This is a genomic window from Fibrella musci (assembly GCF_041321105.1).
Lineage (GTDB): Bacteria > Bacteroidota > Bacteroidia > Cytophagales > Spirosomataceae > Fibrella > Fibrella musci.
Map to the genome: position 1 here is coordinate 48,253 of NZ_JBGGWD010000003.1, position 11,951 is coordinate 60,203.

An 11,951-nucleotide genomic window follows, 5' to 3' on the forward strand; every position below is an offset into this window, starting at 1 on the left:
TACATGAAAATACTTTTTATCACGCCGCATGGTGGTTTTACCGGCTCAGAAATTCTGATCTGGCAATTGATGCAGGAGCTTCACAAGCGCGGCAAATCCGTAGCCTGGTTTTCCCGAAAAGCGGGTGCCTTGAAGCAGCAACAGCAGGAAGTGAGCTTTCCCAACCAGTTTTTCCCCCAAAAGCAGTCGTTTCTCAACTCATTTTACGAGGGTGTCTACGTTAAAGCCACCGGTACGCTTCCGGTCTACGAGGCCCTGCTACGCTACCACCGCGAAATCAAACCTGACCTCTGGTACCTGAACACTGCTATTCAGGCTGACGTAGCGGGCATCGCCCGTAAATTGGGTGTCCCTTACGTCGTTCACTTCCAGGAGCTTACCTCTACCTTCGACGAACAGAAAGCCGACGAATTTCTGGCGATGCTATCGGGCGCGACCCGGCTCATTGGCTGTTCAAACATAGTACAACAGCGGATTGCTCAGATTGGATTTCCGGGGGCGGCACTCCTCAACAGCTTTGTCGACCACAGCAAGATTCAGGTACGTCAGGACCGGATGGCGCTACGACGGCAAGTAGGCCTGCCCGACGACGCCTTCGTCTGGCTGATGTCGGGGACCGAATCGCTACGGAAAGGCTACGATCTGGTGCCCGACATTCTGACCAATCTACCCGCTAACGCGTACCTCGTGTGGCTGGGCAAACCCCGCGATAGTGCCCTGCGGGTCTATGTCGAGCAGCGGGTTAAGCACGAAAACCTGCGCTATCTGGCGCTGGGTGAGCATTCCAGCGATTACTTCGACTACCTCAACATTGCCGACGGCTTCGTGCTGACCTCGCGCGAAGATCCGCACCCGGTGGTGATGATCGAGGCGGCGGCGCTGGGTAAGCCCATTGCTGCCTTCGATTCGGGTGGCGTAACGGAGTTTGTGCAGCCGGGTATGGGTGGTGTCGTAGCCAGTTTCAACCCGGCCGATCTGGCCCGGCTGATGCGGGACATCATGGATGGTTCGCTGCCCGTTTCGGCGGCCACGAGTCAGGCGCATGCCAGTCAGTTTTCGGTCGCTAATCGAGCCGATGACTTTTGCCGTATTTTTAATTTGTAGTCCATCAACCAATGGCTTCTACTAGCCATCAGGCCAGATAAACGATCACCGATGAATTGATCCATCCTATGACCGAACACAGCAAAACCTTTTTGTATCAATACCTGAACAATGCCTCCCCTACCGGCTTTGAGTCGTCGGGGCAGCAGATTTGGCTTGATTACCTGAAGCCCTACATCGACGAATACATCGTAGATACCTACGGTACTGCCGTTGGCATTATTCACGGTGCCGACGATTCACCCAACAAGGCCTATAAAGTGGTGATCGAAGCCCATTCCGACGAGATTTCATGGTTTGTGAACTACATCTCCGACGATGGCTATCTCTTTGTTCGCCGCAATGGGGGTTCCGACGCTGTCATTGCCCCCTCGATGCGCGTCAACCTGCATACGAAACAGGGCGTCGTTGAAGGCGTCTTTGGCTGGCCCGCTATCCACGTGCGTGATCTGGCCAAAGACACAGCCCCTAAAGTAACCGACCTTTTCATCGACGTGGGTGCCGCTACCAAGCAGGAAGTGCTCGACATGGGCATTCACGTGGGAACGGTCTGCACCTTTGTCGATGGTCTCACCGAGATGAACGGGCGTTATTTCGTGGGCCGTGCGCTCGACAACCGCATGGGTGGCTTCATGATCGCCGAAGTAGCGCGACAGCTCAAAGAAAACGGCATTCGACTCCCCTACACGCTGTATATCGTCAATGCGGTGCAGGAAGAAATTGGCCTGCGCGGGGCCGAAATGATCGCCCGCCGCCTGCGCCCCGATCTGGCGATTTGTACCGACGTAACCCACGACACCCAATCGCCGAAGTACGACAAGAAAGAGCAGGGCGACCTCAAATGCGGCGACGGCCCGGTACTCTGCTACGGCCCCGCCGTGCAGAACAACCTGCTCGATTTCATGATCGACGTGGCCAACCAACAAGGCATTGCCTTTCAGCGGCAGGCCGTGAGCCGGTCGACGGGTACCGACACCGATTCGTTTGCCTACGCGGCCGAAGGTGTGGCGTCGGCACTGATTTCGCTGCCGCTGAAATACATGCATACCACCGTGGAGACGGTGCATCAGGAAGATGTGCAGGGCGTCATCCGGCTCATGTACGATGTACTACTAGCGCTGAAAGGCGATGAAGATTTCCGGTACATTAAGTAGTTTGACGTTTCCAGTTTAACGTCTAACGTTGGCTGGCGCAAGCTTTAGGCCGCACCCGTTAACGTTAGACGTTAAACTGGAAATTATAAACTACCGATGCAGTTTTCTGCCACCGTTCTTAAAACGTACCGTCGCCGCCTGACCAACCTGAGTAGCCGCAACCGGTCGTTGTTACTCAGTAGCCTGCCCGCCGATCAGTTTGTCGATCTGCACGAGGCCGACTTCCGGCTTAACAAAGCGTCGTTTGACCTAATTGCCGCCCTGATTGCCCGCAAGGCGAACGTACCTGTTTGCGCCATCACCGACCCGCGCGACGAACGCAGCAATACGCTGAGCAAACGCCTGCGCCGCCTGCAACGTACCGATGCCTTCATCGAAGCCGAGCGCGGCACCGAAGACCTCTACGTAGGTTGGCCCTTTGTACGCGGCCGCTTCAACGACGGCACGCCCGTACACGGCCCGCTCCTCTTCTTCCCGGTACATCTGGCTACTGAAGGCAACCAGTGGCGGCTGGTACGTCGGGGCGATGAAAATGCCGTCATCAACCAGTCGATGCTGCTGGCGTATGGCTATTTCAACGGGATCAAACTGCCCGACGACTGGCTTTCGCCCGATCTGGACAGCTTCGACAAAGATCCGCTGGTGTTCCGCACACAGCTCTACGAATGGCTGAAAGCCAGCCCGCTGGACATCAATTTCAACCCCGACACGTTTACCAATACGTTGTTACCCTTCGACCGGCAAACGGCGAAATCGATAACCGAGCTGGACGGCGTTGGCGAGTTAAAACTCCTTTCGGAGGCTGTACTGGGCATTTTTCCACAGGCGGGTTCGTTTCTGGTACCCGACTATGACGAGTTGTTGAGTGAACCGCCGAGCCGTCGGACCGCCCCCGGCCCCCTTCTTCCCGAGGAGGGGGAGCAGGAACTGATCTTGACCTCTCCCCCTCCTTGGGAAGGAGGGGGCCGGGGGGCGATTCCTGCTCTGCTGCCGCTCCCCATCGATGCCTCGCAGGAGACAGCCGTGCTGGCCGTGCGGTCGGGGCAGTCGGTGGTGGTGCAGGGGCCGCCGGGCACGGGCAAGTCGCAGCTGATTGCCAACCTCATGGCCGATGCCGCCGCACGGGGGCAGCGGGTGTTGCTGGTTTGCCAGAAACGGGCCGCGCTCGACGTGGTGCATCAGCGGCTGACCGACGTAGGCATGGCTCCCTTCGTGGCGCTGGTCCATGACTTTCAGGACGACCGCAAACCGCTTTACGCCCAACTCGCCGATCAGATCGACGCCATCGACGCCTACCGGGCTCAAAACCGAAGCCTCGACGCGGTGCTGCTTGAACGCGAGTTTGCTACCGAATCGCGGCGCATCGACGGGCTGGTGCGCGAGTTACAGGCGTTCAAAACCGCCCTGTTCGACACCTCGGTTTGCGGGGTTTCGGCCAAGGAGCTGTACCTCACCAGCACGCCTCAAACCGAAGCCGATGCAACCGATTTGAGTGCAGTCTACCGCCATTTTCAGTTCGATACGGTAGCGGATTTTCGGGATCGGCTGACCAATTATCTGGCTTACCAACAGCGGCTGAGCGATGAACATCCGTTTGCCGACCGGGTTAGTTTTGCTCATTTTACAGGTACCGACATCGCCAGCTTACGTCAGATAATCACGGAAGCCGCCACGTACCTGCCGACTTTCGTGCAGCACGCAGGTACGTTGCTGGGTGAACCGGCGCCGGGTACGTGGCTCACCTGGCCCGATGTGATCGACCGATACGTACCCGAGCGGGCCACGCTCGATATGCTCGCCGCAACCGTGTCTGACCCACTGGTTTGGTCGGTACTGAGCCGGGTGGCGGCGGGGTCGTTGCCCGACTCGCCCACCGACACACTGGCCAACGACCTCGCCGCCCTGGCCGCTATCGAGGCACGCGGCTTACTGGTCGGCGATGCGCCCAACGGATTGAGCGATCGGCTCCGGCAGGGAATCGACGCGCGGCAATCGATGGTGAAGTGGCTCTTTTACAGCGACAAAGCTTACCTGAACGAACTGGCGCAGACCAATGGGCTGGGTACGTCGCTGGCCGATTTGCGAACGCTCGAAAGCCGATGGGTAAACCGGCAGTCGTGGGAGGCGCGGGCTCAGGAGACGGGGCAGCAGTTTGCGGGTACGTCGTGGTCTGGCACGCCCGACATGAACCATCAGCCCGCGCAGACCAAACAGATGCTGGGTACGTTGCAGCAAACGGTGGCGCGGGCCGAGTCAGTCTGGCAGACCATTCGCAGTACGTTTCCGGAACTGGAGGGCGTCATTGCGCAACAACTTAGCGGCGGCTCGTTTGGGCAGGTGCTGACCGGGTTACGTCAGTTGCTCGACGAGATGCACCTGAGCCATCTTCGCTGGCAAACGTACCTGACAGCCAGCCAACTGACGGCGTTGGCGGCTAACCCTACTGAGCAGGCCAACGCGCTGCAAACGGCCCTGCGAACCGATGCCGATAACCTCATCGAGATGGATCGGTTGCGCGATACCTTTACCACGCCCGAACGCACTGTAGCCGATCAGGTACGTTCGGTGGCCGCGTTTGACAACGCCCTGCGGCTGGCCTGGATCGACCACCTCGAACAGCTACATCCCGAACTGCGGAGCGTGTCGTCGTTGAAAATGGAGCAGCAGGAGGCCGCTTTGCAGCACAGTATCCGGCGACAACAGCAGCTAACCCGCGACATTCTGCTGCTCAAGCTACGCGAACAGACCTACCGCGATCTGGTCATCAACCGGCTTAACAACGTGGTCAGTTTCCGGGAGTTACGGCATCAGGTTACCAAGAAACGGAACGTGTGGCCCATTCGCCAGGTCATGAGCCAGTATGCCGATGAAGTGTTCCGATTGATGCCCTGCTGGATGGCCTCGCCCGAATCGGTATCGACACTGTTTCCCATGGAGCGCGGCTTGTTTGACCTCGTTATCTTCGACGAGGCCTCGCAGTGTTTTGCCGAAAATGGCCTGCCCGCCCTGCTGCGCGGCAAGCAGGCGGTGGTGGCTGGCGACAGCAGACAGCTTCGGCCCAGCGACTTGTACCGCGCTCGTATCGAGGACGACGCAACCAACGCCGACACCGCCGACGAGGCCGTGGCGCTGGAAGTTGAATCGCTACTCGATCTGACGGCTCAGTACCTGCCGCAGGTGTCGCTCATGGGGCATTATCGCAGCCGTAGCCTCGACCTGATCGCCTTTTCGAACGCACATTTTTACAACGAAACGCTCACGCTCCTGCCCGATTTTGCCGAAGCCAACCGCCGCGAACCGGGTATTCGGTACCTCCATGTGCCGGGGCAATGGCAACCGACCGACCGCACCAACCCAGTCGAGGCGCAGGCCGTGCTGTCGCTGGTGAGTCAATTGCAGACCGAGCTGCCGGGCCGCAGTATCGGCGTCGTGACCTTCAATTTCCAGCAACAGCAGTTGATTCAGGAGTTAGGGCAGGAACAGAGCGAGGCGCTGCCCACGGCGGTACGTTTCGTCAAAAACATCGAGAACGTGCAGGGCGACGAGTGCGACGTCATTATTTTTTCCGTTGGTTACGCGCCCGACGAACGAGGGCGACTGTCGGCTCAGTTTGGCAGCCTGAATGCGGGCGGGGGCGAAAACCGGCTCAACGTGGCCATCACCCGCGCCCGCGAGCGCATCTACGTGATCACGAGCCTGTTGCCCGCCCAGCTAAACGTGGACGCCACGGCCAACGACGGCCCGAAACTGCTCAAACAGTATCTGCACTACGCACTCGACGTGTCGGAAGGGCGGTTCAGGCCGCAGCCGAAGCGAGTGGTGGGCCTACAGGCCAGCTCAGGTACGTTGCTGAAGGATAAACTGGCGCAGGCCCACGCCAACTGGCGCCCCGAACTCCCCTTTGCCGACCTTACCATTCATGGCGACGAACCCGTGGTTTACGAGGGGCTGGTACTGACCGACGACGATCAGTATTTCCAGCAAACGATCAAGGAAGCGCATGCCTACCGACCTTTTGCCCTGCAAAACCGCCATTGGCCCTACCGGCGATTCTGGAGCCGGGAAATGTGGCGTCAGGCCTGATTCACCAGCTTGTCGAGCGTCACGGCGCTACCCAGCAGCCTGATTTTCTCGGTAACGCTGCCGCTTTCGCCCAGCCGAATCACGCGCAGAGCCGACGATAACAGCCAACCCGGCCGGATGATGCGTTCGGCCAGGAGCGCCACCTGTCGGTCCATCTCGCCGATTTTCGTGCGTTTCTGAACGTCGGTCATTGGCGCAAGGGCTACGGCCGCCGACCAGGAGAACGTGCGGGCTACCCGGATGCTGAAGTTGATCATCCCTTCGTCGTCGGTTTTAAGTGCATCGTCGAGCAGGCGAAACGGCAACCAGATGTCGGCTAGTTTATCCTGCACCTGTTCAGTCAGTTCGGCGATCATGGCGTTGATGCGGTTGAAATCGGCTTGCAGCCCATGAATGGCCGCGCCGGGGGCGGTTTCGGCCGCCGCAATGGCCAGATCCAGATTGATGTGGGCATTGATACCCAGCATCAGGTGCTGAATAACCGTGATCTGGCTGTTGGTGGTGCTGGCGAAAGCCTGCTGCCAGGCCTGCGTGGGTTTTCGTCCCGCCAGGTACGTATTGTAGGCGTCGATGTAGCGTTTGGCGAAGCACACGTCGAGCGCTTCCATGCGCCGGGCATCATCGAAACGCCCCTGCCGGATACCGTCTCTGACGGCGATGGTCATGCACCGATACAGGGCCGCAAAATAGCCCATCGGCGATTGTTGCTGCTCGGCCGTATGGACAATGGCCGTCAGGCGATCGATGACATCGTCGATTGTGTGCATAGCGAGGATTTTTCCGCACCAATGAACACAAAAAACCGGAATCAGCCTGTGAAAGCGGGCTGATTCCGGTTGGTTTATTTTCCTTTTTTCCTGATCGGCTTGTTGTGGCTTTCGGCCCACTTCTCGGCCTGTGCCGTCCCGATGGCGATGGCTTTCTGTTCGTCGTTGCCTTCGTTGAGCAAGGCGTTGATGATCTCGATGGCTTTGTTCCGAACGGGCGCCATGAAATTCTTCAGCGAGACCGGGTAATCCGTTTTTGAGTAAGGCATCGGTTTGTCCGTTTGGTTTCCAGCTAAACTGATGACGCACCCAAACGGACCTCCTGTTCGCCTGAACGGCCTACTTCGCCGATGTTTCGGTGCCGGCGGGCAAAAACTGCTGGCTGATGGTACTACTCAGGCGAAGCAGTTCAACCTCAGCAGCTTTAGCGTTGAACTCGGCGTTGAACAAACGGGCCTGTGCGGCAATGGCGTTGCGTTGTACATCCCGAAACTCAACGGCGGTGGAGTTACCCACCCGGTACCGGTCGTAGGCGATGTCGATGTTTTCGAGCGCGATCTTGTAGTTCTGTTGCTCCACGTTAAGCAGCGCAAGGCTGTTCTGGTACTGGGCAAACGACTGGGCAATTGCCTGTTGGAGTTGCACTTCCTGATCGGCCCGCTGGTACTCGGCAGCCAGAGCGTTGGCCCGGGCGTTGGCTTCGAGCCGCCGGATGTTACCCCCGTTGAAAATCGGCACCGAAGCTGTTACGGCGTAGGTAAGCCCCCGGTTACGCGCATCTGCGACCCCAAATCCACCTTCGTTATTGATAAAGGTGAAGTTATACCCCGTTTGCAGGCTGACGGTAGGCTGCCGTTGGGCGCGGGCCAGCCGGATATTGATGTCGGCCACCTTCTGGTTGAGCACCGCCGCCGCCAGCAACGGACTGTTGGTGAGCATGCTCTGCCGTAGTTGGTCGACATTCAGATCGGGCCGCACGATGATGGTATCGCGGATGGCGAAGGGCGTAAACGGATCACGCACCAGCAACGTGTTCAGCTGTATTTTGGCCTGTTGCACATTTTGCTCCTGCGTCAGCAGCGTCACGCTATCGGCGTTGTAATCGACCTGAGCCGTCAGAAAATCGACTTTCGAGCGGGTGCCGACTTCGTAGTTGGCACGGGCCAGTTCAAGCCGGTCGCGCGAGATGTCGAGGGCCTGCCGGAAGGCCAGCAACTGTTGCAACTGCTGCACCACGTTATAATAGGCCGTTGCAACGTCGGCAATCGTCTGCTCAACGCTGGCCCGGGTATTGACCTGGCTCAGCCGTACCAGTTCGCCCAGACGCTCGTACGTGGCAAAGTTGGCCAGGCCGTTGAAGACAGTCCAGTTCAGGTTGACACCTGCCTGTGTTGTGCGGTTAGAGATGCCATTCAGCACCTGCGGTGGACGAATGTTATCGACGAAGGTCTGATTGACCGATTGCCGACTGCCGTTGGTACTCACGTTGCCGGTGATGAGCGGATAGAAACCGGCGTTGGCGGGGATGCGTTCGTTGCGGGCAATTTGCTCCTGCGTTTGCAGGCCTTTGATCTGATAATTGCGGCCCAAAGCCGTCGCGATGGCATCCTGAAGCAGGAGTTGTTCACCCTGCTGCACGATGAAGGCGTTTCGTAGCGCCCGCTGCACCGGGGTCTGGGCAGGCGCCGGTGCCGGTTTTTGTTGGGCAATCAGGTACGTTGATGGCAGTAGAAAAAGAAAAGCGGCGATAAAACGCATCGGTATATAAATTGACGAATGACGAATTGGATAACAAACTTAGGGTTAGTTTGCGATTTGTTGCGGCAGCTTCTGTCGGCTCGGCCACAAACACTACTCCACAAATCACAAACTAGCTATAAGTTTACCCTATGCATCGAAACTATTACCTCCTTTGGCTGGTCGGCCTGTTAACCATAACAGCCTGTTCAACGCGCCGCCCCGCCGATTATATCATCACCAATGCCACCGTCTACACCGTCAATGAGGGCGACTCGGTGGTGCAGGCCTTCGCCGTCGAGAAAGGCCGCATCCTGGACCTGGGCTCCACGGCCACCATCCTCGACCACTACCGTTCCGACAGCATTATCGACCTGAACGGCAAGCCCGTTTATCCGGGTTTCTACGATCCACACAGCCATTTTCTGGGGTTGGGCCAAATGCTCGATCAAGCCGATCTGGTGGGGGCTACATCTTACGCCGACGTGATTGCCCGCCTGAAGGCCTTCCAGCAGAAACACCCCGACGCCCTGTGGCTCATCGGGCGCGGCTGGGATCAGAACGACTGGCCCGCCACCGACTCGCCCGTGCGGGGCTTTCCGACCAACGCGCAGCTCAACGAGGCCTTTCCGAACGTACCTGTCGCCCTGACGCGGATCGACGGGCACGCGCTGCTGGTAAACGATAAAGCGCTTCGGCTGGCGCAGATTTCGGGAAAAACGGCCATGACAGGCGGTGAGGTGGTGCTGAACGGCGGGCAGCCGTCGGGCGTGCTGGTCGATAATGCCATGCAGATGGTGCGCCGCGTGATTCCACAGCCCGACGCCGACGCCAAAACCCGCATGTTGCAGGCCGCCGAGCGCGTTTGTCTGTCGCTCGGTCTGACTACCGTTTCCGACGCTGGCCTGAACCGCGACGACATCGACCTGATTGACCGGCTGCATCAGGAGAAAAAGCTAAAAATCCGCGATTACGCCATGATCAGCCTGGGCGAGCCCAATCTGGAGTATTACCTCAAACGTGGCCCCTACCAGACCGACCGCCTGTCGGTGACCTCGTTTAAGCTCTATGCCGACGGTGCGCTGGGTTCTCGCGGAGCCTGCCTGCGCAAACCTTACAGCGACCGCCCCGAAACCAGCGGGTTCCTGCTGCTCAGCCCCGCCGAGCTGGAGCGGGTCATCAAACTACTGGCCAACAGCGGCTTTCAGGCCAACACGCACTGCATCGGCGATTCGGCCAATCACCTCATTCTGGACCTGTATGGCAAATACCTGAAAGGCCTCAACACCCGGCGCTGGCGCATCGAACACGCACAGGTGGTATCGCCCGAGGACTTGTCGAAGTTTTACAAATACAGCATCATTCCATCCGTACAACCCACCCACGCCACCTCTGATATGTACTGGGCCGCCGAGCGGCTCGGTTCTGAGCGGGTGAAGGGTGCTTACGCCTTCAACGATCTGCTGAAGCAAAACCACTACATCACCTTTGGCAGCGATTTTCCTGTCGAGGCGGTCAATCCGTTGTATGGCTTTCACGCGGCGGTGGCCCGGCAAGACGCCAAAAATTTCCCCAAAGGCGGTTATCAGCCCGAAAACGCCGTATCGCGCCGCGACGCGCTGAAGGCCATGACACGCTGGGCAGCTTACGCCTGCCGGGAAGATTTGGTGCGGGGTACGTTGGAGAAACGGAAGTTTGCTGATTTTGTGGTGCTCGACCGCGACATCATGACCGCGCCTGCCGAGCAACTGCGCGACACGAAGGTGCTGCAAACCTGGGTCAATGGCGAACGGCTATACACCGCCCCCAATCGCTAAACGTACCTGGAATGTGGTTCACAACAAGGCCCGATTTCAGCGAATTCGGGCCTTGTTGTTTACTGGAGCAGTTCGCTGCTGACGGTTTCTTCCACGATCATCTGCGCTTGTTGCAACGCCTGCGCGTAGGGCTGATGCAGATAACGGCCAGGTACGTCACCCGTCGCCATGTCGACACCCTCAGGGCGGGCATCCCATAACCCCGAACGATGCCAGGGCGTGAGGTGATCCCAATCGGGACGGTCGATAATCGGGTACAGACAAACGCCTTCCAGCGGAATACCCATCTGCCGGGTCAGGGCGCATTCGTGGGCGACCATCCTGACCCAATTGGGCCGGTCGATGCCGGGATGGCTCGTTTCGGTGAGGGCGATGGGCTTATTGTATCGTTCGTATACCTCGGCAAAGAGCCGGTGCAATGGGCGGAAGCGCGGGTCGCGACCCTCGTTGGCCCAGGGCAGCAGTTCAAATGTGGGGTATACCCACTGGTTGTTGTAGTAAAAATTCAGGCCAATAATATCGACCATATGAGGGGCGCCTCCCAGTTCGGGATGTTCACGCCCCATCAGGATGTCGACTGCCTGATACTGCGCAAAATGCCGGGTGCGGGCTTCCGTGATCTCCCGGCGTGTGGCGTTCAGCAGGGGCACCATATTCACCAGCGGCTCGGTGGTCAGCACCACCACGTTGCTATCGATTTCGCGCATGGCCGCTATGCCTTCGATGTAGGCACGCATGAGGCCGATTTTCACTTCAACACCCTGTTTGGTGCAGTAGGGCGACGTACCGCAGGCGTCGCCGCCCAGCCAGGAGATGAAACTCACCTCGTTGATGGGCGTTACGATCAGCGGGGCGTCTGGGTACGTCTCGCGGTAAATGGGGACAAACGCCCGACAAATCGCCGCAAACCGGCGGGCAAACATGGGGTGCAGGGGCGTCAGGTCGTCGGGGTAGCCAAAATGGCAAATGTCCCAGATCTGCTGAATGCCCAGCGCCTTGCCCCGTTGCAGCATGTGGCGCACCACCGACCAGTCGTAGGTATAGGCCCGTTTCTCGACCTGACTCCAGCGGATGCCTTCACGCACCGTACGGATGTTCACTCCGGCAATATCGCGATAGTCGTCGTCGAGGCGATCGAGGTGGCCCGTCAGCGGGAGAAAGTCGACGCGGTTACCGAATGCATTCTGTTGATCGGTGCACTCGTAACCGGCCCACCAAAAGGTATTGAAGAGCAATTGTGGGCGCGTAATGGAGTAGTCTGTCATGCGAGTGGCAAGAGGTGTACAACT

Annotated in this window: 8 protein-coding genes; 4 read left to right on the forward strand and 4 right to left on the reverse strand. The window is 58.6% G+C overall.

Annotation, left to right across the window (positions count from 1 at the left end; genetic code table 11):
* The first annotated feature begins 3 nt into the window (after positions 1 to 3).
* From ACAW74_RS10115 to ACAW74_RS10125, 3 genes are all read left to right on the forward strand, one after another.
* Positions 4 to 1,104 carry a glycosyltransferase family 4 protein gene (locus ACAW74_RS10115; RefSeq protein ID WP_370698077.1) on the forward strand — a complete coding sequence of 367 codons (1,101 nt, stop codon included), beginning with the start codon at positions 4 to 6 and terminating at the stop codon, positions 1,102 to 1,104.
* 68 nt (positions 1,105 to 1,172) lie between these two features.
* Positions 1,173 to 2,258, forward strand: a complete 1,086-nt coding sequence (locus ACAW74_RS10120; protein WP_370698078.1) for a M20/M25/M40 family metallo-hydrolase — start codon at positions 1,173 to 1,175, stop codon at positions 2,256 to 2,258.
* 96 nt (positions 2,259 to 2,354) lie between these two features.
* The gene (locus ACAW74_RS10125; RefSeq protein WP_370698079.1) at positions 2,355 to 6,341 is read left to right on the forward strand and encodes a DEAD/DEAH box helicase; all 3,987 of its coding nucleotides are present in this window, start codon (positions 2,355 to 2,357) and stop codon (positions 6,339 to 6,341) included.
* Here ACAW74_RS10125 and ACAW74_RS10130 read toward each other — a convergent pair.
* The 3 genes from ACAW74_RS10130 to ACAW74_RS10140 form a co-directional block, all read right to left on the reverse strand.
* Positions 6,332 to 7,108: a DUF5995 family protein gene (locus ACAW74_RS10130; RefSeq protein ID WP_370698080.1), complete on the reverse strand. Its 777-nt coding sequence runs from the start codon at positions 7,106 to 7,108 to the stop codon at positions 6,332 to 6,334. The two genes, ACAW74_RS10125 and ACAW74_RS10130, sit on opposite strands and share 10 nt — an antisense overlap.
* A 74-nt stretch (positions 7,109 to 7,182) precedes the next feature.
* A complete protein-coding gene (locus tag ACAW74_RS10135; protein ID WP_370698081.1) occupies positions 7,183 to 7,377 on the reverse strand; it encodes a DUF2188 domain-containing protein in 195 nt (64 codons plus the stop codon).
* Positions 7,378 to 7,447: 70 nt separating this feature from the next.
* Positions 7,448 to 8,866, reverse strand: a complete 1,419-nt coding sequence (locus ACAW74_RS10140) for a TolC family protein (protein ID WP_370698082.1) — start codon at positions 8,864 to 8,866, stop codon at positions 7,448 to 7,450.
* Positions 8,867 to 8,997: 131 nt separating this feature from the next.
* On the opposite strand from ACAW74_RS10140, the gene ACAW74_RS10145 reads away from it, so the two are divergent.
* Positions 8,998 to 10,662, forward strand: a complete 1,665-nt coding sequence (locus tag ACAW74_RS10145) for an amidohydrolase (protein ID WP_370698083.1) — start codon at positions 8,998 to 9,000, stop codon at positions 10,660 to 10,662.
* A 59-nt stretch (positions 10,663 to 10,721) separates the two neighbouring features.
* Here the strand turns inward: ACAW74_RS10145 and ACAW74_RS10150 are convergent, their stop codons facing one another.
* Complete coding sequence (locus tag ACAW74_RS10150; protein ID WP_370698084.1) at positions 10,722 to 11,927, reverse strand: amine oxidase; 1,206 nt, start codon at positions 11,925 to 11,927, stop codon at positions 10,722 to 10,724.
* Positions 11,928 to 11,951 lie beyond the last annotated feature (24 nt).